Consider the following 22848-nt stretch of genomic DNA (forward strand, 5'->3'; position numbering starts at 1 on the left):
CGAGGGTCACTCCCTCGCCTGGATGAGTTCCGAAGGTCATGACATCATGCTTGCTTTGTCCAGAAGCCTCCTCGTCGCAAGTGCAGCTCTCACACTGCTGTTCGCCGCAGGCTGTTCATCGTCCGAAGCCGGCAACGCCGTCGCTGCCGACACCACAGCCGCCTCGACGTCCGCCGCTACCAGCACCACCGACGGCGTCTCGGGCCAAGAGGGCATCGACGCCGGCGGCTCCACCGACATCGATGTCGAGATCGGTCAGTGCGTCCAACTCGGCGGGACGATGACGGCCGCCACCATCGACAACGCCGAATGCGGCAGCATGGAATCGAACTACAAGGTGATCGCCAAGGCCGAGCAGAACGAGCAGTGCCCCACCGACGTCAATCAGACCTACTACGAGACGCTCGACGGTGTGGAACAGGGCGCACTGTGCCTCGACGTCGACTGGGTGGTCGGCGGCTGCATGAGCGTGCCCACCGTGGGTATGGACGAGCCCTCACGGGTCGACTGCGGCGACCCCGACGCCACCGACGTCGAACAGGTCACCGAAATCAAGACCGGTACCGCCGATCCCAACGAATGCCCCGAGGGCGGATTCGCTTACGACGCCAGGCAATTCGTCGTCTGCACCACGACGATCTCCTAGTCGAGCTGCGCCGTCACCATCTGCGTGACGTAGCGGTAGTCCACGTAGCCGTGGCGGGCGATGGCCGCGTGCACTGCGCCCAGGACCTCGCCGCGGCGCCGGTCGTCCAGGGCGAGATGGCTCGAGTACGTGGCGGCCATGGCGCAGAACTCGTCTGCGGAGTAGCGCTGGACCCACTCGTACGTCGAGGTCGTCCACGGACCGAAGCCGGCAGCGCGCGGCACGTTGGACTCCGGTTGCGTACCGAGAGAACGCACCAACAGGTGCGCCACTTCGGGCTCGGTTGCGTCGTAGGCCGCCCTGACCGCTTCCCATGCCGGGCCATCGAGGTCGCCCGGCATGTTCCACCACAACCGAAGGGAACCGCCGGGGACCAATGCGCGGGCCGCCACTGCAGCTCCTTGCTCGTGGTTCACCCAATGCCAGGATTGGGCTGCAACGACCACATCGAACGCCGCCGCCGGGGCTGCACAATCCTCGAACCGCGACACCTGCACTTCGACGTCGAGGTTCTCGGTGCGCCGCCGAACCAGCTCTGCCATAGCCGAATCCGGTTCCACCGCAACAACGGACGCGCCGAGTTCGGCCAACGCAACTGTGGCTTTGCCGGTACCTGCCCCCGCCTCGAGCACTCGCATCCCGTCGCCCGCCGCGATGTCCGCGTACAGCTCGGCCGGGTAGCCGGGACGGGCCCGGTCGTAGTTCTCGGCAACCTTGCCGAAGCTCAATGCACGCGATGACTGCTGTCCGTCGGTCACCGCATCGACGGTACCGAGGGTCGACTTGCCAGGAACCGTGCGTTTCGTAAAGAGTGAGACAGCTCACTGAGCAGACCCCGCACGCGAGGAGAGTCGATGACCGAGACCACTGCACCTCCGAAATGGAAGGTGGTCGGCCCCGGACTGGTGGTCGCCGCAACCGGCATCGGGGCTGCCGACCTCGTCGCGACACTGGTGGCGGGCTCGCGCTACGGCTACGCCCTGCTCTGGGTCATCATCGTCGGTGTCGTCATGAAAGTCGTTCTGGTGGAAGGTGCCGGCCGCTACACGTTGGCGTCGGGCAACACGATCTTCCAGGGCTGGCGTTCGCTGGGAAAGTGGACGACGGCGTATTTCGCTCCCTACATCGTGATCTGGGGGTTCGTCTACGGAGCGGCAGCGATGTCGTCGAGCGCGTTGCCGATCGTCGCACTGTTCCCCGCTTTGGATCTCAAGGTCGTCGCCATCGCGTCCGGACTCCTCGGCTTCGCGCTGATCTGGCTGGGTAGCTACGGATTCTTCGAGAAGATCATCACCGTCTTCGTCGGCATCATGTTCGTGACCGTGATCGGTGCTGCGGTAGTGGCGGTTCCCAACGTCCCCGCGATCGTCAAGGGCATCGTCCCCACCATTCCCGACGGCTCCATCGTGTACGTCCTCGGCCTTGCCGGTGGCGTCGGTGGCACCATCACGCTCGCCGCGTACGGCTACTGGCTGCGCGAGAAAGGCTGGATCACACCGAAATTCATGCGCGTCATGCGTATCGACAATTCGATGGCCTACGTCATCTCCGGCATCTTCGTCCTCGCGATGCTCATCGTCGGTGCCGAACTGCTGTACTCGTCGCAGATCGCGATCTCCACCGGCGATCAGGGCTTGATCCAACTCTCCGACGTGCTCGCGGACCGCTACGGGACGGTGTTCGGCTACGTGTTCCTCATCGGATTCTGGTCCGCGTCGTTCTCGTCGCTGATCGGGGTGTGGAACGGCGTGAGCCTGATGTTCGCGGACTTCGTCGGCAATCTGAAGGGGCTCGAACAGGGTCACCCGGAAACACGAGTGGGAGGCAAGTACTTCAGGTGGTACGTCGCGTGGCTGACGTTCCCGCCCATGGCGTTGCTGTGGCTCGACCAACCGATCGGGCTCGTGCTCGCCTACGGCGTACTCGGCGCGGTGTTCATGCCGTTCCTGGCGGTGACACTGTTGATACTGCTCAACAGTGATCGCGTGCCGAAGCAGTGGCGCAACGGCTGGTTCACCAACCTGACGCTGGGTGTGTGCGCATTCCTGTTCGCGTGGCTCGCCGTCGACCAGGTCTTGGATGCTCTCGACAAGTACGTGTACTAGTCGGCCGCTTCCAGGCGTGAGCGCAGTGTCGACTCCGTGTGCTTGATCGCCTGACCCACAACGGGTTCCACAACAGCGCCGAGCACCTTGCCCGCGATTCCGCCGGGCAGGCTGTAGCGGAACACAACGTCCAGACGGGTTCCGCCGTCTGCCGTATCCGAGAACGACCACGTGGACGAGTTGGACAGGCCTTCGACCGACTCGAGCGTGAGCCTCTCGTTGTGGACCCATTCGGTGACGTGCACAACGGAGGTGAGGGCCTTCGGACCGATCTGCATCGTCGCGTCGTACGTGGCACCGAGTCCTGAAGTGACCTCGCTCGTCGGCTCGAAACGGGTGATGCCGAACATCCATTGCGGGACGTTCCTGAAGTCGTCCATGTAGGCGAACGCCGCCTCGCGACTGGTCGACGCAACGGCCGAACGATTGATTTCACGCACTAGTGCACCTTAGTACACGCTACGGCGTGTTACGCATACTTTGGCCGTCCGTTTCAGCGGCGTACGTACCCCACCTGCTTGTCCACCACGTTCACCAGAGCCGAACCACGGACATATCGATGGAGGTTGTCCTCGAACAGCGCCCACAGGCGCTCGGCGAAGTCGTCGGCGTCGCCCGCCAGATGCGCGGTCAGGATGACGTTGTCCATGTGCCACAGCGGACTCGTGTCCGGTAGCGGCTCGACCTCGAACACGTCGAGCACGGCCCACCCGATGCCTCCGTCAGCGAGGGCGTCGCACAGGGCTCGTTCGTCGACGACCGGTCCGCGGGCGATGTTGACCAGGCCTGCATCGGAACGCATGGCCGAGAGAACCTCCGCGTCGACCAGTGCTCGGGTGGCGTCGGTCAACGGTGTCGCCAGCACGATCACGTCGTACTCACCCGCATACGACCGCAATCGTCGAACGTCGCGGATTCGTCCGAACTCCGAGTCTCCGGACCGCTCCGACGTTGCCGCCGCATCGACGCGCATACCGAGTGCGCCGAGGACCCGGCCGATCTCGCGGCCGATCGAACCGGGACCGACGACGAGAGCGGCGCGACCGTGAATACCATTGGTAACTCTGTGTTCCCAGACCCGCTCGCGCTGACGAGCAAGCGCCAGCGGCAGCTTCTTGACCGACGCCAGAATGCCGGCTGCGACATACTCCGCAATCGCCCTGTCGAGGATTCCGCCGGAGTTCGTCAGAATCCATCGGCCCTCGCGCAGAACCGGATCGAGCAGTCGGTCGACGCCGGCACTCGATGCGTGGATCCAGCGAAGATTCTCGGCATTCGGCCACACGGTTCGCAGATCGGCGGTCTCGAACGTTCGGAACAGCAACACCTCTGCCCACGACACCAGACCGGCGAGCTCGTCCATCGTGCAGCTTCGGAAGTCGACTTCGTCGATCGCGGGCAAGGACCCTCTGTCCGAACCACTTTCGACCACAAGCACGTTCACCACAAGACTCGCCACCTCCGTACGATGGCACCGTGCTCACCGTAGAACTCGCAACTGCCGCCGACGCAGCAACGATACTCGGCCTGCGGCACGCAGCCGAGGACTGGCTCTTCGCTCGAGAAATCGACCAGTGGACACCGCGCGAGGTACCCCTGTCCACTGTCGCGGCGCACATCGAGGCAGGAGAGTTCTACGTCGCCCGGCGCGATCCGAGTGGCCCGATAGTCGGTGCGCTGAGACTGATCTGGGCCGATCCCACAATCTGGCCCGAAGAGGATGGGCTCGCCGGGTACGTGCACGGATTGGTGATCGACAGAAGCGAAGCGGGCACCGGGCTCGGCGCGGCTTTGCTCGAGTGGGCGTCGGAGCAGACCCACCGGGAAGGACGCACGTTGCTGCGTCTGGACTGCGCCGAAACCAACGGTGCGTTGTGCAATTACTACCTGAATCAGGGTTTCCGCCACGTCGGCCGACACGAGTTCGCCGACGGCAGTGCGTGGTTCAGCGTGGCCCTGTTCGAGAAGTCGACCGATCGGTAGCCTGTCGTCGCTGGGAGAGAACCTCGTGGCCTGCGAAGCTGCTCAACCGATTCATCGAAACAGAGCGCGATGTGCCGTCGCACACCTTCGCTGCCGGCAACCCCTGTAAGGCAATCCGCGCCCTACCGTGAGATGACCTCGTGCAAGATCTTGTCGGAGTCCCCGACGAGCGTGTTCACGGCCACCCGCGCACCCCACCACATCCCCAGCCATCCGACCGCCGCGGCAACGGGAACGGACAGATACGCGAAGACACCGGGGAGAAGCAATGCCAGCAGCAGAGCGGGCACTACCGACAGCCCGAGTACAACTATTGCCAGCATGAGTAGGGCGAACGACCCTCCGTTGAACGACCCTCGGGTGTTCAACGAAAAGGCCTTGGTCGGTTCAGGAACCGGATAGGCGGCACGGACCGAGACCACGACGATGAGTCCTGCACTGACGCCGAGCATCGACAACGTCACCGAGATGGGGACTGCCAACCGGTCGAGTCCGAGGTCACCGAATACGCGGACGACCGCAGAGGACACGATCGCAAAGGGTGCCGTGACCATCAGCCACGCTATCTGCCGACCGCGGACGTCGTCGCGCAGAGCCTGCGGGATCATCACCAGGTGCCACATCGAACCGCCGTCGAGACCGTACAGATTCGATCCCGCGCCCATTGCCATGAAGATCACGATCCACGCACCCCAGGCTGCGCTGAACGGAATCGAATCGGTCACCAACGGACCGATACCTCCGAGCACCGCGAAGATGAGGACCGACAACAGCTGGCTCCGGCGACGCATATCGCCGCGCCACAGGCCCAGCTCACGCGTCACCACCGCGCCGACACGGGTGGCGCGCCAACCGCGATCGCCGTTGTGGCCGTTCGCTGCCATCTGCTTGCGCGACGCGCCGTACGAGGCGGAGACCCGTCCCTCGAAGAGCCGCAGCACAAGTCGCTGCCACGACCACACCAAGACGACATCGAGCAGCAGCAGTCCCGCCACTGCGGCGATCGCCATTATCCAGTTGCCGTCGAGCGCAGCGTCCACTCCGGTGATTCCCCAACTGAACGGTATCGAATGTGCCAGTGTCAGAGGCCATGTCACGTCACCCGACAGCACCCTGGAGAAGTTCTGGGTGATGGGGAACTGCAGGAAGTACAGTCCGCCGAACACCGCACCGAACGCCAGCAGAGCGAACTCTCGACTGCGCCGACTCTTCAGTAGCTGAGACATCGCCACGGTGACCACTCTGGACAGCGTCACGAAGAGCACGACGGTCGCAGGCCAGGCCACCAGGGCAAGCGGAAGTGCTGCGAGGGAACGCGATACGGCATAGATGGGGATCGACGCAGTCGCGATGACCGTCAACGGCACCACCATGCCGACACCCGACGTGGTCAACAACGCCCGCGCCAGGCGTGCGGGCTCCACCGAGAGCATCTGGAAGTGGCGGGGCTGGATGTTGTCGTCGGAGATCCCCGAGAGCACTGGGAACAGTACCCAGCTCAGGCCCATCAGCGTCAGCCCGAGGCTTGCGGTGCCGCCGACCAAGACCTGCGAAGCTCCATTGCGCGCGGACAACACACATGCCACAACGGCGACGACCAGCCCCAGCACCCCGAACACGGTTTTCACCACTGCTTGACCGCCCTTGAACTGCCTGCGGTAGAGCGTGATTCGCATCTGCAGAACGGTGCGACCGAGGGACGTCACGAGCGCATCCAGGACAGGCCGTCGGGGTTCTGCTCGCGAGTACCGACCAGGCGAACGAAGGCGTCGTCCAGGCTTCCGCCGGCGCGGACCTCGTCGACCGTTCCGACGGCCACGACGCGGCCGCCGGTGATGACGCCGACATGAGTGCAGAGTTGCTCGACGAGCGCCATCACGTGACTCGACAGGATCACCGAGCCTCCGGAGCGGACGAACTGGACCAGAATGGTGCGAATCGTGGTCGAGGAGATGGGGTCGACCGCCTCGAAGGGCTCGTCCAACACGAGCAGCCGGGGTCCGTGCAGCAGCGCCGAGGCCAGTCCGATCTTCTTGGTCATGCCCGCGGAGTAGTCGGCGATGACGGTTCCCCCGGCGTCGGCCAGATCCAACGCGTCCAACAGCTCGTCTCGACGCTGCGCGATCACGTCCTCGGGCATCGCGCGAAGTCGCCCGAAATACGTCAGGAGTTCGTGGCCGGTGAACTGGGACGGCAGAGCGAGGCCGTCGGGCAGCACTCCGAGTAGCTCTTTGGCGGCGATGGGATCGGCCCAGACATCGCGTCCGAACACCAGACTTCGGCCGTACTGCGGTCTGAGCAGACCGACCGCCATGGACAGACAGGTCGTCTTCCCTGCGCCGTTCGGGCCGACGAGCCCGAACATCGAACCGGGTGGAACCATCAGAGACAAGTCGTCGACGGCAACCTTGGGTCCGAACGCCATACACAGGTGCTCGATCAGCAGGGCAGCAGAATTCGTTTGCACAGATAAAAGACTAACCGGTATGGATCGGATCGTCACGTGGTCGGATTGACCGCGTCGGTACCATCTGGGCATGAATCGCACGGCAGTGGTGACCGGAGCCTCGTCGGGTATCGGACGCGCGGTTGCGCAGGCGCTCGTCGCCCGGGGATACCGAGTGATCGGCACCTCCCGCAATCCGGCCTCGATGACCGACGCGCAGCGAGCCACCGGTGTCGAGTATCGCGCTCTCGATCTCACCGATGCCGACTCGATCCGCACCTTCGTCGCCGATCTCGGGGACGTCGACGTCCTGGTCAACAACGCCGGTGAGAGTCAGTCCGGGCCCTTCGAGGAGCTACCGACCGATGCCATCGAGCGACTCTTCCAGTTGAACGTCTTCGGCGCAGTGACGCTGTCGCAAGGTGTCATTCCCGGTATGCGCGATCGTGGTTACGGCCGCATCGTGATGGTCGGATCGATGCTGGCCAGCTTCCCGCTTGCCTATCGCTCGTCCTACGCCTCCACGAAAGCCGCCATCAAGGGCTTCTCCGATGCGGCGCGTCTGGAACTCTCGCCCTTCGGTGTGTGGATGACCACCGTCGAGCCGGGCTCGATCAACACCGGAATCAGTGAGCGCCGAACCAAGTACATCGCACCGGATTCGGTCCATCGAGACGACTTCCACACCGCCATCTCGTCGCTGGACCGCAAGGAAGGAACCGGCATCTCCGCCGAGGACGTCGCCGAGGTAGTAGTGAAGGCCATCGAGGCCGACAAGCCGAAACCGTTGTACGCCAGAGGAAGCAATGCACCGGTCGTGTTTCTCGCGCGGCGGCTGCTGCCCGCGACCTTCATGGAGAAGACGATCGCGAAGATGTTCGGACTGAAGAGGTAGTTTGAACCGCTGACCTGCGGGAATACAGCTGGGTGAACTATTTCCCTCTCGACCTACTGTGGTAGAGACACTCGGTCTCGTCCTGGCAGCCACAGGCCTGATCGTCGCAGCACAGGTGATCTCGAAGAAGACGACACTCCCCGCGGCAGCGTTATTGACGCTCGCCGGCCTGGCCGTCTCGGCGTCGGCGTTGCCCGACATCGTTCTCGACCCCGAGCTCGTTCTGACCCTGGTGATTCCGCCGCTGCTCTACAGCGCCGCTCTGAACTCCTCCCTGATCGCCATCCGCCGCAACGTGTGGACCATCTTGAGTTTGTCGGTCGCCCTCGTCGTGGCGACGGCTGCCCTCGTCGGCGTCGGTCTGTGGTTGCTCGTTCCGGGGATCACGCTGGCCGCTGGTATGGCGCTCGGTGCCGCCGTGGCACCACCGGACCCGGTCGCGGCGCTGGCGGTGGGTCGACGCGCAGGCATCCCACCGAAACTGGTGACCCTGATAGAGGGCGAGGGGTTGCTGAACGACGCGACCGCACTGACGATGCTGACCGTGGCGATCGCCGCGATCTCGAGTCAGGACATGACAGCCACTCATGCCGGGGGATTGTTCGTGCTCGCCGCAGCAGGCGGCATCGTCGTCGGACTGATCGTCGCACTGGCGATTCGGCTGATACAGCGGTTCGTTCACGATTCGCTGCTGCTCAACATCGTCTCGCTGGCTACACCGTTCCTCGCGTACCTCGCGGCCGAAGAAGTGCATGCGTCCGGGGTGTTGGCCGTCGTCGTCGCAGCACTGGTGATCGGTCACCACACCCGTCACGCCATCTCCGGAGCCAGTCGCCTGCAGACCAGTGCCGTGTGGAGGCTGATCGATCTGCTTCTCGAGGGCTTCGTGTTCTTGTTGATCGGCGAGCAATTGCCCACCGTTGTCGGCGGCCTGTCGGCCTACTCGGGGACGACCATCGCCCTCGCAGTCACGGTGACGCTCGCCGGCGTCCTGTTGCTGCGGCCGCTGTGGCTCCTGACCACCGGGCTTTCCGCCCGCGAGGCGGTGGTGATGAGTTGGGCAGGCACTCGCGGAGTCATCACCGTCGCTGCCGTCTTCACGTTGCCGCTGACCATCGACTCGGGCGAGCCGTTCGAGAGCCGAGATCTGCTGCTGTTCTGTGCATTTCTCGTCGTGCTGGTGACGGTGATCGGTCAGGGATTGACTTTCGCTCCGCTGGTGCGCAGGTTGAACGTCGTGGCCGATCCCGCCGCAGAGGCACGTCTACGCAACGAAGCACGGGAGGGTTCGACGAAAGCCGCTCTGTCACAGTTGGACCGGATTGCGGACGAGGAGAACCTGGACGACGAGGGTCGCGAGATACTGCGCCGCGAGTTGGAGCACCGTATCGACCGCTACCATCGCCGTCTGGATCACCTCGACGAGTCCGAGATCGGCGATGCGGTCATCTCACCCGAGCAAATTGCCGCGATGACCACACGTCGCCGCATACTCGACGTCGAGCGGGAGGAGCTGCTGTGCTGGCGAGACGCCGGCCGGCTGCCGGACAACAGCATGCGGAGTCTCGAGCACGAACTCGATCACGAAGAGCATTCCTTCCGCCCGCATCGAGAGACCGACTAGCCGGCGATCGCCGCGGGCATCTCCCACACGATCACTTCGGCTCCGGTGGCGCTGCTCAGCTTCTGACCGCCGCCTCCGCTGACGCGCACGGCATCACCCTCGGCCAGTGGTCCGACGCCCTCGAGCATCGCTTCGCCCCGGGCGACGAAGATGTGCACGAACGGGGCGTCGGGTATCTCGACGGGAGCCTGCCCGGCCTGCAAGCGCGCCACGTGCATGGCGGCGTACTTGTTCTTGATGCGAATGGCCGCGTGGTCGGCGTGGTGTGCCATTCCTGATGCCACGGGAACCAAACCGCCACTGAGCAATTCGCCGTCGATCTCGAGCTGCTCGTAGCCGGGGGTGATGCCCTGTTCGTCGGGCACCACCCACATCTGCACGAAGCGAACGGGATCGCCGTGCTTGCCGGAGTACGAGCCGGCGGTCTCCCCGAGTCGCCACGAGTCGTTCTTCTCCGAGTGCAGGATTCCCGTGCCTGCGCTCATTCGTTGGGCGAGACCGGGGTAGATGACGCCGGTGTGACCCATCGAGTCCTGGTGCACCAGCGAGCCCTGCAGCACCCAGGTGACGATCTCCATGTCGCGGTGCGGGTGGGTGTCGAAACCCTGGCCGGGAACGACGATGTCGTCGTTGTTCACCATCAACACGCCGTGGTGGGTGTTGCCGCGATCGAAGTGGTTGCCGAAGGAGAAGGAGTGCTTGGAATCGAGCCAACCGATCTTGGTCTTGAATCGGTCATCGGCTCGCCGGACGTCGAGTGTGGTTGCTGCAGAGGTCATATCGTGTCCCTCGAATTCGTGGAGTGTGGGGGTCAGAGGACGTGCGAGCCGTACATCTCGCCGAGTGGATCGGCGATCAGTTCCAGGCGGGCACCGTCGGGGTCGCGGAAGTACAGCGAGACCTCGCTGTGCTCGATCAGTTCGACTCCGGCGTCGATGAGCTTGGTACGCAGGTGCTCCCACCTGGTGGGTTCGACACTGATCGCCACGTGGTGAAGGCCGCCGAGCACCTCGGCATACGGTCCGACGTCGAGTCCGGGAAAGTCGAAGAATGCCAACAGGTTGCTGTTCCCGATATCGAAGAAGAAGTGCGAAGAGCCCGGGTAGTCACGGTTCTCGATGAGCTCGGTGAGCGGGAACTCGAGCAGATCCTGATAGAAGCGGACCGTTGCTTCGACGTCACTGCTGACCAACGCGGTGTGGTGGAGGCCGCGAGCGGACGACGCCGGCCGTTCGCTTGCGGGCTTCAGGTGCTGAGTACGGATACGGTCCCGCTGCTCTTCGTGTTCCTGCGCGCGTCGTGTCTCTTCGGCAGTCATGTCGTCGGTCATCGCTGCACCCTCCGGGTCAAGTAGTTGCTTCGTCAACTACCGAGAAGAGTACACCCAGTAGTTGCGTTGTCAACTACTATGGACTCATGGACTCCCCACGGTGGCTCAGCCAGGAGGAACAGCTGGCCTGGCGCGCATACCTCGACGCCACTCGGCTGCTGCTTCGCGATCTCGACAATCAGCTCACGCGCGACTCCGGGATCTCGTTCACCGACTTCGAGCTGCTCGTGGTCCTTTCCGAAGCACCCGATCGCCGACGCCGCATGAGCGAACTCGCCGACGCCGTCACCACCACTCGCAGCGGCGTAACCAGGGCAATCAGCCGACTCGTCGACTGCGGTTGGGTCCGGCGCGTCAAATGCGACGACGACAAGCGGGGCATGTCCGCCGAACTCACCGAAGCCGGACTGAACACCCTCGCCGCAGCCAGTCCAGGGCACGTCGAGGCGGTGCGGAAGAACATGTTCGACCTCGTGGAGCCGAACGATCTCGCGGCCCTGACCCGGACTTTCTCGGCCATGCGGAACCACGCGTCGTGATCAGCCACATTCCCGGGGAGCAGCGCCATCACTGGTGGAACGAGTGGCTCGATTCCAAACAGTCCTTCCCCGCGACCGGTAACTACGACCTGGCGGCCAACGCGCACGGGTTGCTGATGGTGCACAACGAGGACACCGTCTTTCCCGGCGAAGGATTCGACTCGCACGAGCACCGGAACATGGAGATCCTCACCTGGGTGCTCGAGGGCACCCTCGAACACACGGACTCCGAGGGCAACAGCGGGCTGATCCGCCCCGGACTGATTCAACGCATGAGCGCAGGCACCGGCATCCGCCACACCGAACGCAACGCATCGAGTCTGACCAGCCGCGACAAGCTACGCGTCGTGCAGATGTGGATTCCACCGGATGCCGACGGACGGGTGCCGTCGTACGACGAGCTGGACGTGCGGGACGAGTTGGCATCCGGCGAGCTCGTCTGCGTCGCATCGGGAATGCCGGGCAGGACAGGACTACGCATCGGCAATCGCTTTGTGTCGCTTCATGTTGCGCGGCTCGCGCCGGGACAGTCGATCACCGTTCCCGACGCACCGTTCGGTCACGTCTTCGTCGCCGACGGTTCAGTGGTGTTCGAGGACATCGGCGATCTCGACCAGGGTGATGCGGTGCGGCTGACCGGTACCGGCGGACACCGTGTGACAGCATCGACGTCGAGCGAGATCATGATCTGGGAAATGCACGCCGAGTTCGCCTGAGGGAGTGTCGTCCATGCCGACCGTCATCACCGACGATGCCGTCACCCTGAACTATCTCGACGAGGGCAGGGGCCAGGCCGTGGTGCTCATCGCCGGCTTCTGCGCGCCCGCGACCACCTGGATGCTGCAACAGAAGACATTGGTGGCGAACGGATACCGCGTTCTGGCGCTCGATCGACGAGGGCACGGTGCCTCGGAGGCACCGACACACGGCGCGACCATGGAGCGGCACGGACGCGATGTGGCGAACTTCCTGTCGGCGGTGGGCCTCGACGAAGCCGTTCTGATCGGCGGCTCGATGGGAGCGAGCGCCATCTGGTCGTACGTGTCGCAGTTCGGCACCGAACGCGTTCGCGCCATCGTGTCGGTGGATCAGACACCGAGAATGGTCAACAGCGCGGGCTGGGCCAACGGGTTCTACGGACTCACCGAGGACAATCGAACGACGTTCTTCGACAACGGAATACCCGATACCGGTCACGGGCGGCCCCAGTGGAAATCCGTACCGTCGCTGCTGAGGCTTGTGCTCGCATTACGTGCGATGCCGAAATTGGTGTCCCCCGACACCCCACCGATGAGGGCTCTGCTCGCAGATCATGCTGCGCAGGATTGGCGCGCAACCATTGCCGGTATCGACAAGCCGTACCTGATGGTCGCCGCGCGTGACAGTCAGTTCTGGCCTGCTGCACATGCTTTCGAGTCGGTGGACCTGAACCCGCTCGGTCGATCGGTCGTCTTGGAGACCTGCGGTCACGCCGCGAACATGGACCGGCCCAGTGAGTTCAACGCGGCGATGCTGGAGTTCCTCGACTCGATCGCGTGACGTCAAGACCGGTGCCCGCCCAACGCCTCAGCACACTCAACGAGATTGCGATGCAGCACTTTTCGCTCGCCCATCGACAGTGACGCAATCATGGCCTGCTCCACGGCGGCGACCGCGGCCGACGCTTGCCGCAAGCGCTCTCGGCCCGTAGCGGTCACGTACAGGCGTTGGTCACGACCGGTGCCCTCGATCTCCACCAAGCCGTCGCGCGTCAGCCCGGCCAACAGCTGATGGGTTGCCTGCCTGCTGACGAACACCGCGCGAGCGAGTTCGGCGTTGGACAGGCCCGGTGTGTGCGCGAGGTGTTCGAGGCTCGAGTACTGCGAGACCGTGATGTCGAGTTCGCTCAGAGCATCGTCCATCGCCGAACGCAGGGCGGACGTGGCTCGCTTGAGGGCCAGACCGATGGAGGAATCGACATCCACTTGACTCATGTCAATATCTTGACATACATTTCTCTCGTCAAGAACTTGACGATCACTCGAAAGGACCCATCATGACCGTTGCAGCTGTTTCCGGACCGAGCTTCCTCTCACTCCAAGTACGCGACCTCGCCGTCAGCGCGGATTTCTACGAATCGCGTCTGGGTCTCGTCCGCGCACCCCAGGCCCCACCCGGCGCGGTCGTCTTCACCACGTCACCGATTCCGTTCGCAGTCCGAAACCCAGCTCCCGGAACAGATCTCGACAGTGGTCAGCCGGGACTCGGAGTTGCGCTGTGGCTCGTGTGCAACGACGCCGAGGCGCTGCACGAGTCACTGGTCGCGGCCGACGTGCCCATCCTGACCGCACCCTTCGACGGCCCCTTCGGTAAGACCTTCGTCCTGCAAGACCCGGACGGGTATGCCGTCACCGTGCACAGCAGCTAATTCCGAAAGAACTATTGCGAAATATTTCTTTCGGGTTATGGTTGTCACATGACCCCACCGCCGCCCGACAGGACGCCCCGGAAGCTGACGGACATGTCCGAGCTGAAGGCGCTGACGCATCCCATTCGGCTCCGCCTGCTCTACGCACTCCGCGCCAACAAGTCGATGACGGCGACCCAGCTCGGCGATCTGGTGGACGAGTCACCCGCCTCGGTGAGCTATCACCTGCGCAAACTCGCCGAGCACGGGTTCGTCAAGGAGGTCGAGAACGGATCCGACAAACGTCAACGTTGGTGGTCGGAGGCCAACGAGGGAGGGTTCAGCTGGTCCGAGAACGACTTCTCGGACTCACCCGAATCGCTGTCGGTCGCCAAGGCATCCATGGATTCCTGGCTGGCGCACCAGTGGTCGCGTCTGCACGACTTCGGGCGAACTTCGGAGTCCTGGGGGCCGGAATGGGTGGCGGCGGCGTTCAGCTCCGACGACGTCCTGCGACTCACCGCCGAAGAGACGAAGACCATGGGGACGGAAATGCGCGCCGTCATCGACAAGTGGCGTCGACACGGCGAGCAATCACCATCGGCGGAGCGCGAACACGTCATGGTGCTGATGCACGGATTCCCCACCACACCATAGGAGTTGGCATGTATCCGTTCGATCCGTACACATACCTCTTCATCGCCGATCAGGATCGCGATCGGAATCTGCTTCTGGCCGAGCGCCGCAGACTCGCTGCTGCGCAGAAGCGCCTCCGCCGAGACGAACTCCGCGTTCAGAGGGCGTGGGACGAGTTGACGGCATCCCTCGCCGATGTCTCCGCGTCCGAGCGACGGGTACTCGAACTGGCTCGACGCTGATCAGAGCAAGATTTTGTGCAGCCACACCTGGGACGAATGAACGACGGCGAAAGTCGCCGGTACAGCCACTACTTCGCAGCAGCTCGCTTGGCGAGCGCCTTCGAGATTCCCAGCTGCGCAACCACGATGATGCAACCGACGATGGCACCGATGATCGCCGATGCGAGTGTGTTGACGATCCACGCCAGCACTCCGCCGATGCCGGCGACTCCTCGCACCGCTTCTTCGCCGTGGTGGACGAGTTCGTAGATGGGGTGGAAGCCGAGCTCGTCGATACCCACGAGCAGGATGTGCCCGCCGACCCACAGCATCGCTGCGGTGCCGACGACCGAGAGCACCGACATGACCTTGGGCATGCCCTTGACCAGGCCTCGTCCGAACTTCTCGACGAACCCTGTGGAGCCGTCGGCCAATTTCAGTCCGATGTCGTCCATCTTCACGATCAGTGCGACGACGCCGTAGACGACGATCGTGATGACCACGGCGACGACGGCAAGGATGATCAGACGACTCCAGAAGCCTTCTGCAGCAATGGTGTCGAGCGCGATGACCATGATCTCGGCCGACAGGATGAGATCGGTACGCACCGCTCCGGAGACGACGGCGTCCTCGTCACGCGGCTCGTCCTCGGCGGCCGCGTGATCATCGCCGTGGCCGAAGAGTGCGCCCCATATCTTGTGCGCCGCCTCGTAGCTGAGGTAGCAGCCGCCGAGCATCAGTATGGGCGTGAGCAACCACGGCACGAACTGGCTGAGCAGCAAGGCGATCGGCAGAATGATCAGCAACTTGTTGCGCAGCGAGCCCACGGCAATGCGCTTGATGATGGGCAGTTCACGTTCGGCCGCGAGACCGCGAACGTACTGAGGCGTCACGGCGGCGTCGTCGATCACGACCCCGGCCGCCTTGGCCGTCGCTTTGCCGGTCGCCGCACCGACATCGTCGATGGACGCTGCAGCCAGGCGAGCCAGCGCTGCCACGTCGTCGAGCAAGGCTACGAGTCCGCCGGCCATCACAAACCTCCGCGTCGATACGAGAACACCACATGGCTCCTCATGATGCGAGCCCTTGGAACCCTACCGCCCGCGGATGGTCCGTGATCGCCGTCCGGCCTTTCCCTCTGCTACGCGATCTTCCTCTCCTGCTCGTCGTCTAGAACTTTCGCGGGCGGCAGTCCGATGCTCGGGTCGTGTCCACGGAAGTTCTTCAGCCACCAACTCCAGTCCTCGGGACCAGCGAGAACGGATCCCCGTGGCCGAGCTCACGCGCGGCCCAGACCGGCCAGTGCGGATTGGCCAGTGCCGGACGTCCGAGCAGCACGACATCGATCTTGCCTTCGCGGATGACGGCGTCGGCGTTCTCCGGTACGCCCAGATTCCAGCTGCAGGTCACTGGGATATCCAGCTCACGCTTGACGCGTGCGGCGCGCTCGACCATGAAGCCCATGTCCCCGAACGGAGGATCGACCATGTCGTCGGTGTTGAAACCGAGGCTGACATCGGCCATGTCCAGGCCATGCTCCTTCATCCATCCGATGGCGATCATGGATTCGTCGAACTGGACACCGTCCGGGTGGTGATCGTCCGAGCCCAATCGCATGGTGAGGGGGTACTTCTCGGGCCACACCTCACGCACCGCGTCGAGCGCCTCCAGGTGGAACCGCGCCCGGTTCTCCAGGCTGCCGCCGTACTGATCGGTGCGCTGGTTGGCCAACGGGGAGAAGAAGCTCGCACCGAGATAACCGTGGGCATAGTGCATTTCGAGCCATTCGTACCCGGCTTCGGCGGCCCGAACAGCTGCATCGGCGTAGCTCTGGTGGATGGCCTTGATCTCGGGCACGGTGAGTTCGTGGACGGGGAACGAGTGGTCACCGCCGTAGGGAATCGCCGATGGCGCCACACATTCCCAGCCGTCGGGATGGTCGGCCGGAAGCTGATGTCCGCCCTGCCACGGTGGGACTTCGCTGCCCTTGCGTCCGGTGTGCCCCAGCTGAATGGCCGGGACCGATCCCATCTCCTTGATCATCGACGTCACGCGTGCGTGTCCCTCGATCTGGTCGTCGTCGTAGATCCCCGCACAGCCAGGAGTCGTACGACCGTCCGGCGTGATCGCAACCTGTTCCGGGAACACCATCCCGAAACCTCCTGCCGCACGCGCACCGAGATACATCAGGTGAAAGTCGTTCATCTTGCCGTCGACGGCGCGGTACATCGTCATCGGCGACATGGCGATTCGATTTCGAAGCGTCACACTCTTGAGGGTGAACGGGCTGAAGAGATCCGGCATGACAGTGGTCCTTTCCTGAGTGATACCACCTCACCACCTGGCACGTTTCGATCGACTACACCGATGCTGCACGTCGGTGACAGTCTTCTCACCGTCCCGATCATCCGAGTGTGAGGGCCCGATGTATGGTTTCCTATACGTATAGCGAGCTATACCTACGATCGGAGCACCCACATGACACTCAGATGGCTGTCGGTCGGCGCAGTCGGCCTTGCCGCCGCCTCGGCAACGGCGTTGCTGGCCTGGCTGGTCTCACCGGTCGCACCGGGGATCGCAGCGGTGGTGTTCGGGTTCACCGCTCTTCCGTTCGGTGCCATGCTGGGCTGGGTGCTCTTCGTTGCCCCGACGACAACCGAGCCGGCGTATGCATCGGGCGAAAGCATCGAATCTCATTGGACGTCGGCCGCATCGAGTGGGATGGCCACCGACCTGGTGTGCACTCTGGGCCTGACGCTGACCGTTGTCTCGATCGCACGAGCCGAACCACCGGCCACGCTCTTGCTGATCGGTCTGCTTCTCGCCGCGTTCGCATCGTTCACCGCGCGGTACACCTACGCGCGACATCGCGCACTGTCCGAGTGAAGAACAGTGTTCGACGGCGTCGCACCGAGCAGGGTTGGTCTCAGCACGAACTGGCCGAGCGCATCGACGTCACCCGACTGACGATCATCTCGATCGAGAAGGAGCGATTCGACCCGAGCCTGCCTGTCGCCTTTCGCCTCGCCGCGGCGTTCGATTGCTCGATCGAGGAACTGTTCGAGCCGGATCAGAGCTGATAGCTACTGCCGATAGGAGCTCATGAAATTGCCCAGACGGTCGAGTGCCGTCGCGAGATCGTCGACGTTGGGCAACGTGACGAGTCGGAAGTGATCGGGCACATCCCAATTGAAGGCACGGCCGTGACTGACCAGAATTTTCTCGGACTCGAGCAGGTCGAGCACGAACTTCTCGTCGTCGACGATCCCGAACCGTTCGGTGTCGAGTTTGGGGAACATGTACAGCGCACCCGCTGCCTGGACGCAGCTGATTCCGTCGATCGAGTTGAGCATGCGATGCGCCAGGTCACGCTGCGCGGTCAACCTGCCCGCCGGGAGCAGCAGATCCTCGATCGACTGCCTGCCGCCGAGCGCGGTCTGTATCGCATGTTGGGCCGGCACATTCGCGCACATGCGCATGTTGGACAGCAGCGTGATGCCCTCGATGAAGCTCGCCGCGCGTCGGCGCGGGCCGGTGATCGCCAGCCATCCCGCCCTGAATCCGCACACCCGGTACGCCTTCGACAGACCCGAATAGGTAAGGCACAGAACATCTTTGCCGGTCAGGGTGGCGAGGTTGGTCATCACCGCCCCGTCGTACACGATCTTCTCGTAGATCTCGTCGGCGAGCAGAACCAGATCGTGCTCCCGTGCCAGGTCGACGAATCGCTGCAGTACCTCTCGTGAGTACACCGCTCCGGTGGGATTGTTCGGGTTGATCACCACGATCGCGCGGGTGCGGGGCGTGATCTTGGCTTCGAGGTCATCGAAGTCCGGGGCCCAATCCTGGTTTTCGTCGGACAGATAATGGACGGGCACACCACCGGCCAGGGCCACCGAGCCGGTCCACAGCGGGTAGTCGGGCGACGGGATCAGGATTTCGTCTTCCGGGTTGCACAGCGCCTGCATCGTCATGGTGATCAGTTCCGAGACCCCGTTTCCGAGGTAGATGTCGCCGACGTCGAGATCGGTCAGGCCTTTGGTCTGGTAGTACTGGACCACCGCTGTGCGCGCGGAGAACAGGCCGCGGGAGTCCGAATACCCCTGCGCGGTAGGAAGATTGCGGATCATCGCCATCATGATCTCGTCCGGTGCCTCGAAACCGAACGGGGCAGGATTACCGACGTTGAGTCGCAGGATCGCGTGTCCCTGCTCCTCGAGTTCTTCGGTCTTGTCCAGAATGCGTCCACGGATGTCGTAGCGCACGTTCTCGAGCTTGCGCGCCTGATCGATAGATTTCGTCACTTCGAAAACTCCTCCTGCCGAACGGTCGGCGACATCCGGGTCCGGACCGCCACTGTTGCACATGCGATGACTGCTGCTCCACCTCCGACCACAGGCCACGTCAATCCCTCGTGCAGGATGATCGCGGCCCAGCAGATGGTCAGCACCGGTTGGATCAGCTGGATCTGACTGACACTCGACATAGGGCCGATCGCCAGGCCCCGGTACCAGGCAAAGAACCCGAGGTACATGCTCACCACCGCCAGGTAGCCGAAGGCGGCCCACTCGGTTGCCCCCGCTGTCGACGGTTGCTGCCACCACGCGAACCCGGCCAACGCACCGGTGACCGGCACGGACAACACCAGCGCCCACGACACCGTCTGCCACGCACCGAGTTCTCGGGACAGCAGGCCGCCCTCGGCATATCCCACCGCTGCGGCAACGACCGCTCCGAGCAGCAACAGATCCGACCATTGCAACCCGGTCACCCCGCCGCCTTGCAGGGCAGCGAAGCCGACCGCGACGGCGGCCCCCATGCCTGCGACCACCCAGAACATCGGCCGGACCGGTTGCCGTTCGCGGACAACCGCAATAGCGGCGGTTGCCGCTGGCAGCAACGCGATGACGACGGCACTGTGTCCCGCCGATGCGGTGGTGAGGGCGTACGAGGTGAGTACCGGGAAGCCGACGACGACACCGGCCGCGATCACTGCGAGCCGAATCCACTGCCGTCCCTGCGGGAGCCGTTGTCCCGTAGCGGCGAGCGCTATCGCGGCCAGCGCGGCTGCGACCACAGCGCGTCCGCAGCCGACGAAGAGCGGGGACAGGCCTCCGGTGACCGCGACGCGGGTCAGCGGGACCGTGAACGAGAACGCCGTGACGCCTGCCAGGCCCCAGAGCAGTCCGGCGCGCGATAGCAGGCCCGTCCCAGACCGAGTAGCGCTACTATGCTGTGTCATGTCCGACGATAGCAGTTCCCGGATCGTGTCTGCACTGAGAACCTGGATTGCGACTGCCCCTCCCGAAGCCCGGTTGCCGTCCACCCGCGCCCTGGTCGCCGAGCATTCGGCCAGTCCGGTCACGGTGCAGAAGGCCCTGCGCACGCTCATCGCGCAAGGCGTCATCGAGAGCCGGCCTGGCGTCGGCACATTCGTCAGGACGGTGCGCACGGCCCGCCCCAACGACTACGGGTGGCAGACGGCGGCGCTGGGAGCGCCGGACAATCGACTACAACTTCCGGCGGCTCTGCAGTCGACGTCGAGCGATGTGATCGCGTTGCATTCGGGCTACCCGGCCCGGGAGTTGTTGCCGGAACGGCTTGTTCACGCCGCCTTCACGCGTGCGTCACGGACCGACTCGGTGATCGCCCGACCCCCCACCGCGGGTCTGCCGGAACTGCGGGCGTGGTTCGCGGCCGAGTTGGGGGCGTCGACACCGTTGGGCGTCACGCCACCGTCGGCCAGTGACGTCGTCATCATTCCCGGCAGCCAGACCGGACTCAGCACAGCGTTTCGAGCACTCGTCGGTGCCGGGCGTCCGCTGCTCATGGAGTCCCCGACGTACTGGGGTGCGATCCTTGCTGCCACGCAGGCCGGCGTCCGTGTGGTACCGATACCCAGCGGCGTCGACGGGCCCGACCCCGACGCGCTCGCACGAGCGTTCGCGCACACCGGCGCTCGGGCGTTCTATGCCCAACCCACCTTCGCCAGTCCCACCGGGGCCCAGTGGTCGCCCACGTTGTCCGAGCGGGTCCTCGACACTGTTCGACGCCACGGCGCATTCCTGATCGAGGACGACTCGGCCCACGATTTCGGTATCACCTCCGAGCCGAATCCGCTGGCCGCACGGGACGACGGCGGGCATGTCGTCTACCTTCGCTCACTCACCAAGACGGTCTCGCCCTCGGTTCGCCTGGCCGGCCTGATCGCCCGTGGGCCCGCCCACGAGCGCATCCTCGCCGACACCGGCGCCGAATCGATGTACGTCAGCGGGATTCTGCAAGCCGTCGCCTTGGACGTCGTCACGCAACCCGCCTGGCGAACTCACCTGCGGAGGTTGCGCACTCAGTTGGCATCGCGTCGAGACTTGTTGGCGAACAGCCTCATCGAGTTCGCACCGCGTGGGCACCTCGACGCGGTGCCCCGAGGTGGGCTCAATCTCTGGATGCGCCTGCGCGACGACTCCGACCTGGAACGCATTGTGCAGGAATGCAAGGCAGCGGGTGTCATCGTCGGCGCGGGCGACGACTACTTTCCCGCCGAACCCACCGGCAAGTACCTACGGCTCAACTATGCAGGCCCCAACCCCGGTGAGTTCGCCGACGCGGCGCGCACGATCGGATCGATCATCTGAGACCGTTCGGTCGATCGAATGACAGCAACCTTTGGGGCACAGCATCTTCGGCCCTGCACGATCATCCGAACAAGGGATACTCGACGCGCGATCACTGTGTCACCATCGCTGAGACGGACAGTCCGTCCAATACTTTCGGTGGAGGAATTGTGTCGCGCACGAGTGGAATTCGCAGGAACCTGGTTCGTCGTTCGGTGGCGGTCGCCCTGGCTACCGGGGCATGTGCCCTGGCCGTCCCAGCGGCAGCGGTCGCCCAACCCGAACTCGGACCCATAGTCGACAGTGGCAGCGCGATCGTCGACAGCGGAAGCGCAATCCTCGACGGTGGCAACATCATCGACAACGGCGCCCGCATCCTCGGCAGCGGAAGTGCCATCGCCGGAGGCATTCTCGGCATCGACACCGGTTCGGCCAACGGAGGCATCGCTACGCAGCAGTGCAATGCCTCCACGATGTCGGGTGAGGAGGGCGTGACGGAGACCCTGCACGAGCTGGGCCGAACCGGACCGACCTCGTTCGTGCTCAGCTACGACACCGTCGATGTTCCCGATCAGATCGAGGTCTTCTACCAGGGCGCACTGATCCACAACACCGGCTATGTCGGCGGCAGCACCGGAGTCGGCTCGGTGGTGGTGTCGGTTCCGCCCGGCACCGCGTCCGCTGTGCTGGTCCGCGTCACCGGACCGGTCGGCACAGTCTGGACCTACACCGTGAGCTGCCCGGCCTGACGGGCTGTTCCCGCCCGGCCCCACCAGCTATGTTGATCCCGTGCAGAAGGTCAGGAACGACTACGCCGCGTGGATCGACCTGGGGCCGGGTGGCCTTCCCGCCAACGTCGGTGGCTGGCTGATCACCACTGCCCTCAAACCACTCGCCCGACGCGACACGACGACCGTCGACGGTGCCGGGAGCCCAGGACTGCACTGGCACCTCGATCACCGACCCGGACCTCGTCCGACGATCGCGCCCTACCCGATACCGCACCGGCAACTCACCCACCGTGGCAGCACTGAGCTCATCGAGCGGCTCACGGCAACAGTGGCCGCCGAAGCCCGATCCGGCGGGCCGTTTCACCTCGAGCGCAGTCGATTCGAGCGCAGAGGCGACGCGCTGTACGTCACGGACATCGGTGCCGCTGCGCCCTGGATCTCACGAACGAAGGGTGAAGTTCTGCACGTGCACGACAGTGAGGGCTCGCTGCACGTGGTGATGCAGCCGGACGATGCGCAGACGGTGATCTCCGCGGGTTGGGGTGAACTGCACCCCTTGGCCGGACGCCCGGTTCTCGGACTACCCGAGACCTACGTCTTCGTCTACGCATCCAGAGACGCCGACGACGCAGACCGAATCGAGCAGATCATCTCGCGCGCGACGGCGACTGCAACGACCTGAGCCGAGGACG

Annotated in this window: 28 protein-coding genes; 16 read left to right on the plus strand and 12 right to left on the minus strand. The window is 64.2% G+C overall.

Annotated features, from left to right (window positions below; translation table 11 throughout):
- Positions 1 to 46 precede the first annotated feature (46 nt).
- Positions 47 to 646, plus strand: a complete 600-nt coding sequence (gene lppU / locus NY08_RS16835) for an LppU family putative lipoprotein (RefSeq protein WP_045200616.1) — start codon at positions 47 to 49, stop codon at positions 644 to 646.
- Here the strand turns inward: lppU and NY08_RS25265 are convergent.
- Entirely contained in the window at positions 643 to 1404 is a 762-nt protein-coding gene (locus NY08_RS25265) for a class I SAM-dependent methyltransferase (RefSeq protein WP_052683850.1), read from the minus strand. The genes lppU and NY08_RS25265 overlap by 4 nt on opposite strands.
- A gap of 96 nt (positions 1405 to 1500) precedes the next feature.
- On the opposite strand from NY08_RS25265, the gene NY08_RS16845 reads away from it, so the two are divergent.
- Complete coding sequence (locus NY08_RS16845) at positions 1501 to 2751, plus strand: Nramp family divalent metal transporter (RefSeq protein WP_045197626.1); 1251 nt, start codon at positions 1501 to 1503, stop codon at positions 2749 to 2751.
- Here NY08_RS16845 and NY08_RS16850 read toward each other — a convergent pair.
- Both NY08_RS16850 and NY08_RS16855 read right to left on the minus strand, forming a co-directional pair.
- Positions 2748 to 3191: an SRPBCC family protein gene (locus NY08_RS16850; protein ID WP_032396885.1), complete on the minus strand. Its 444-nt coding sequence runs from the start codon at positions 3189 to 3191 to the stop codon at positions 2748 to 2750. The two genes, NY08_RS16845 and NY08_RS16850, sit on opposite strands and share 4 nt — an antisense overlap.
- Positions 3192 to 3244: 53 nt before the next feature.
- Positions 3245 to 4153, minus strand: a complete 909-nt coding sequence (locus NY08_RS16855) for a D-2-hydroxyacid dehydrogenase (RefSeq protein ID WP_235386939.1) — start codon at positions 4151 to 4153, stop codon at positions 3245 to 3247.
- A gap of 74 nt (positions 4154 to 4227) precedes the next feature.
- On the opposite strand from NY08_RS16855, the gene NY08_RS16860 reads away from it, so the two are divergent.
- Positions 4228 to 4734 (plus strand): GNAT family N-acetyltransferase, encoded by a 507-nt coding sequence (locus NY08_RS16860; RefSeq protein ID WP_045197630.1) that lies wholly within the window; start codon positions 4228 to 4230, stop codon positions 4732 to 4734.
- A gap of 122 nt (positions 4735 to 4856) precedes the next feature.
- Here the strand turns inward: NY08_RS16860 and NY08_RS16865 are convergent, their stop codons facing one another.
- The gene (locus tag NY08_RS16865; protein ID WP_045197632.1) at positions 4857 to 6440 is read right to left on the minus strand and encodes a hypothetical protein; all 1584 of its coding nucleotides are present in this window, start codon (positions 6438 to 6440) and stop codon (positions 4857 to 4859) included.
- Positions 6437 to 7159, minus strand: a complete 723-nt coding sequence (locus NY08_RS16870; protein ID WP_045197634.1) for an ABC transporter ATP-binding protein — start codon at positions 7157 to 7159, stop codon at positions 6437 to 6439. The genes NY08_RS16865 and NY08_RS16870 overlap by 4 nt, the downstream gene beginning before the upstream one ends.
- A 112-nt stretch (positions 7160 to 7271) precedes the next feature.
- On the opposite strand from NY08_RS16870, the gene NY08_RS16875 reads away from it, so the two are divergent.
- Both NY08_RS16875 and NY08_RS16880 read left to right on the plus strand, forming a co-directional pair.
- A complete protein-coding gene (locus NY08_RS16875; protein ID WP_045197635.1) occupies positions 7272 to 8075 on the plus strand; it encodes an SDR family oxidoreductase in 804 nt (267 codons plus the stop codon).
- A gap of 58 nt (positions 8076 to 8133) precedes the next feature.
- Positions 8134 to 9699: a Na+/H+ antiporter gene (locus NY08_RS16880; protein ID WP_082073852.1), complete on the plus strand. Its 1566-nt coding sequence runs from the start codon at positions 8134 to 8136 to the stop codon at positions 9697 to 9699.
- On the opposite strand, the gene NY08_RS16885 is transcribed toward NY08_RS16880, so the two are convergent.
- Entirely contained in the window at positions 9696 to 10478 is a 783-nt protein-coding gene (locus NY08_RS16885; protein ID WP_045197639.1) for a pirin family protein, read from the minus strand. The genes NY08_RS16880 and NY08_RS16885 overlap by 4 nt on opposite strands.
- Before the next feature lie 32 nt (positions 10479 to 10510).
- Positions 10511 to 11029 carry a VOC family protein gene (locus NY08_RS16890; RefSeq protein ID WP_045197641.1) on the minus strand — a complete coding sequence of 173 codons (519 nt, stop codon included), beginning with the start codon at positions 11027 to 11029 and terminating at the stop codon, positions 10511 to 10513.
- Between the two features lie 86 nt (positions 11030 to 11115).
- On the opposite strand from NY08_RS16890, the gene NY08_RS16895 reads away from it, so the two are divergent.
- The 3 genes from NY08_RS16895 to NY08_RS16905 are packed head-to-tail and all read left to right on the plus strand — an operon-like array spanning position 11116 to position 13107.
- Entirely contained in the window at positions 11116 to 11568 is a 453-nt protein-coding gene (locus NY08_RS16895) for a MarR family winged helix-turn-helix transcriptional regulator (RefSeq protein WP_045197642.1), read from the plus strand.
- Positions 11565 to 12284: a pirin family protein gene (locus tag NY08_RS16900; protein WP_045197644.1), complete on the plus strand. Its 720-nt coding sequence runs from the start codon at positions 11565 to 11567 to the stop codon at positions 12282 to 12284. Before NY08_RS16895 ends, NY08_RS16900 begins: the two co-directional genes overlap by 4 nt.
- A 13-nt stretch (positions 12285 to 12297) precedes the next feature.
- The gene (locus NY08_RS16905) at positions 12298 to 13107 is read left to right on the plus strand and encodes an alpha/beta fold hydrolase (RefSeq protein WP_045200620.1); all 810 of its coding nucleotides are present in this window, start codon (positions 12298 to 12300) and stop codon (positions 13105 to 13107) included.
- Positions 13108 to 13109: 2 nt separating this feature from the next.
- On the opposite strand, the gene NY08_RS16910 is transcribed toward NY08_RS16905, so the two are convergent.
- On the minus strand, positions 13110 to 13541 hold the full coding sequence (locus NY08_RS16910) for a MarR family winged helix-turn-helix transcriptional regulator (RefSeq protein WP_045197645.1): 432 nt from the start codon (positions 13539 to 13541) through the stop codon (positions 13110 to 13112).
- Positions 13542 to 13603: 62 nt separating this feature from the next.
- Between NY08_RS16910 and NY08_RS16915 the strand changes: the two genes are divergently transcribed.
- Genes NY08_RS16915 through NY08_RS16925 form a run of 3 tightly spaced genes read left to right on the plus strand, consistent with a single transcriptional unit; the run spans position 13604 to position 14832 of the window.
- The gene (locus tag NY08_RS16915) at positions 13604 to 13975 is read left to right on the plus strand and encodes a VOC family protein (RefSeq protein WP_045197647.1); all 372 of its coding nucleotides are present in this window, start codon (positions 13604 to 13606) and stop codon (positions 13973 to 13975) included.
- A gap of 48 nt (positions 13976 to 14023) precedes the next feature.
- Positions 14024 to 14611, plus strand: coding sequence for a winged helix-turn-helix domain-containing protein (locus NY08_RS16920; protein WP_045197648.1), 588 nt, complete (start codon positions 14024 to 14026; stop codon positions 14609 to 14611).
- An 8-nt stretch (positions 14612 to 14619) separates the two neighbouring features.
- Positions 14620 to 14832 (plus strand): hypothetical protein, encoded by a 213-nt coding sequence (locus NY08_RS16925; protein ID WP_045197650.1) that lies wholly within the window; start codon positions 14620 to 14622, stop codon positions 14830 to 14832.
- Between the two features lie 68 nt (positions 14833 to 14900).
- On the opposite strand, the gene NY08_RS16930 is transcribed toward NY08_RS16925, so the two are convergent.
- Together NY08_RS16930 and NY08_RS16935 are read right to left on the minus strand one after the other, a co-directional pair.
- A complete protein-coding gene (locus NY08_RS16930; RefSeq protein ID WP_045197652.1) occupies positions 14901 to 15842 on the minus strand; it encodes a DUF808 domain-containing protein in 942 nt (313 codons plus the stop codon).
- A 193-nt stretch (positions 15843 to 16035) separates the two neighbouring features.
- Positions 16036 to 17115: an NADH:flavin oxidoreductase/NADH oxidase gene (locus tag NY08_RS16935; RefSeq protein WP_200893125.1), complete on the minus strand. Its 1080-nt coding sequence runs from the start codon at positions 17113 to 17115 to the stop codon at positions 16036 to 16038.
- Positions 17116 to 17289: 174 nt separating this feature from the next.
- Here NY08_RS16935 and NY08_RS16940 point away from each other — a divergent pair, with 174 nt between their 5' ends.
- Both NY08_RS16940 and NY08_RS16945 read left to right on the plus strand, forming a co-directional pair.
- Positions 17290 to 17697: a hypothetical protein gene (locus NY08_RS16940; RefSeq protein ID WP_032396903.1), complete on the plus strand. Its 408-nt coding sequence runs from the start codon at positions 17290 to 17292 to the stop codon at positions 17695 to 17697.
- Positions 17694 to 17891 carry a helix-turn-helix transcriptional regulator gene (locus tag NY08_RS16945; protein ID WP_032396904.1) on the plus strand — a complete coding sequence of 66 codons (198 nt, stop codon included), beginning with the start codon at positions 17694 to 17696 and terminating at the stop codon, positions 17889 to 17891. The genes NY08_RS16940 and NY08_RS16945 overlap by 4 nt, the downstream gene beginning before the upstream one ends.
- A 3-nt stretch (positions 17892 to 17894) precedes the next feature.
- Here the strand turns inward: NY08_RS16945 and NY08_RS16950 are convergent, their stop codons facing one another.
- Positions 17895 to 19115 carry a pyridoxal phosphate-dependent aminotransferase gene (locus NY08_RS16950; RefSeq protein ID WP_045197654.1) on the minus strand — a complete coding sequence of 407 codons (1221 nt, stop codon included), beginning with the start codon at positions 19113 to 19115 and terminating at the stop codon, positions 17895 to 17897.
- Positions 19112 to 20053: a DMT family transporter gene (locus tag NY08_RS16955; RefSeq protein WP_045197656.1), complete on the minus strand. Its 942-nt coding sequence runs from the start codon at positions 20051 to 20053 to the stop codon at positions 19112 to 19114. The genes NY08_RS16950 and NY08_RS16955 overlap by 4 nt, the downstream gene beginning before the upstream one ends.
- On the opposite strand from NY08_RS16955, the gene NY08_RS16960 reads away from it, so the two are divergent.
- The 3 genes from NY08_RS16960 to NY08_RS25270 all read left to right on the plus strand — a co-directional run bounded on the left by NY08_RS16960 (position 20052) and on the right by NY08_RS25270 (position 22838).
- Positions 20052 to 21446: an aminotransferase-like domain-containing protein gene (locus NY08_RS16960; RefSeq protein WP_032396909.1), complete on the plus strand. Its 1395-nt coding sequence runs from the start codon at positions 20052 to 20054 to the stop codon at positions 21444 to 21446. The genes NY08_RS16955 and NY08_RS16960 overlap by 2 nt on opposite strands.
- 149 nt (positions 21447 to 21595) lie before the next feature.
- Positions 21596 to 22174, plus strand: a complete 579-nt coding sequence (locus tag NY08_RS16965; protein ID WP_052683852.1) for a hypothetical protein — start codon at positions 21596 to 21598, stop codon at positions 22172 to 22174.
- Positions 22175 to 22214: 40 nt separating this feature from the next.
- Complete coding sequence (locus NY08_RS25270) at positions 22215 to 22838, plus strand: luciferase domain-containing protein (RefSeq protein ID WP_052683853.1); 624 nt, start codon at positions 22215 to 22217, stop codon at positions 22836 to 22838.
- The last annotated feature ends 10 nt before the right edge of the window (positions 22839 to 22848 follow it).

Origin of the sequence: Rhodococcus sp. B7740 (genome assembly GCF_000954115.1) — a bacterium.
Taxonomy (GTDB): domain Bacteria; phylum Actinomycetota; class Actinomycetes; order Mycobacteriales; family Mycobacteriaceae; genus Rhodococcoides.

What these genes read in the sequence shown, in the direction of transcription:
- NY08_RS16940 (WP_032396903.1), top strand. Translation starts at nt 17,290, where the DNA reads ATGACACTCAGATGGCTGTCGGTCGGCGCAGTCGGCCTTGCCGCCGCC.
- NY08_RS16910 (WP_045197645.1), bottom strand. Translation starts at nt 13,541, where the DNA reads ATGAGTCAAGTGGATGTCGATTCCTCCATCGGTCTGGCCCTCAAGCGA.
- NY08_RS16955 (WP_045197656.1), bottom strand. Translation starts at nt 20,053, where the DNA reads ATGACACAGCATAGTAGCGCTACTCGGTCTGGGACGGGCCTGCTATCG.
- NY08_RS16885 (WP_045197639.1), bottom strand. Translation starts at nt 10,478, where the DNA reads ATGACCTCTGCAGCAACCACACTCGACGTCCGGCGAGCCGATGACCGA.
- NY08_RS16845 (WP_045197626.1), top strand. Translation starts at nt 1,501, where the DNA reads ATGACCGAGACCACTGCACCTCCGAAATGGAAGGTGGTCGGCCCCGGA.
- NY08_RS16870 (WP_045197634.1), bottom strand. Translation starts at nt 7,159, where the DNA reads ATGGCGTTCGGACCCAAGGTTGCCGTCGACGACTTGTCTCTGATGGTT.
- lppU (WP_045200616.1), top strand. Translation starts at nt 47, where the DNA reads ATGCTTGCTTTGTCCAGAAGCCTCCTCGTCGCAAGTGCAGCTCTCACA.
- NY08_RS16915 (WP_045197647.1), top strand. Translation starts at nt 13,604, where the DNA reads ATGACCGTTGCAGCTGTTTCCGGACCGAGCTTCCTCTCACTCCAAGTA.
- NY08_RS16930 (WP_045197652.1), bottom strand. Translation starts at nt 15,842, where the DNA reads ATGGCCGGCGGACTCGTAGCCTTGCTCGACGACGTGGCAGCGCTGGCT.
- NY08_RS16895 (WP_045197642.1), top strand. Translation starts at nt 11,116, where the DNA reads ATGGACTCCCCACGGTGGCTCAGCCAGGAGGAACAGCTGGCCTGGCGC.
- NY08_RS16875 (WP_045197635.1), top strand. Translation starts at nt 7,272, where the DNA reads ATGAATCGCACGGCAGTGGTGACCGGAGCCTCGTCGGGTATCGGACGC.
- NY08_RS16890 (WP_045197641.1), bottom strand. Translation starts at nt 11,029, where the DNA reads ATGACCGACGACATGACTGCCGAAGAGACACGACGCGCGCAGGAACAC.
- NY08_RS16925 (WP_045197650.1), top strand. Translation starts at nt 14,620, where the DNA reads ATGTATCCGTTCGATCCGTACACATACCTCTTCATCGCCGATCAGGAT.
- NY08_RS16905 (WP_045200620.1), top strand. Translation starts at nt 12,298, where the DNA reads ATGCCGACCGTCATCACCGACGATGCCGTCACCCTGAACTATCTCGAC.
- NY08_RS16960 (WP_032396909.1), top strand. Translation starts at nt 20,052, where the DNA reads ATGTCCGACGATAGCAGTTCCCGGATCGTGTCTGCACTGAGAACCTGG.
- NY08_RS16935 (WP_200893125.1), bottom strand. Translation starts at nt 17,115, where the DNA reads ATGCCGGATCTCTTCAGCCCGTTCACCCTCAAGAGTGTGACGCTTCGA.
- NY08_RS16920 (WP_045197648.1), top strand. Translation starts at nt 14,024, where the DNA reads ATGACCCCACCGCCGCCCGACAGGACGCCCCGGAAGCTGACGGACATG.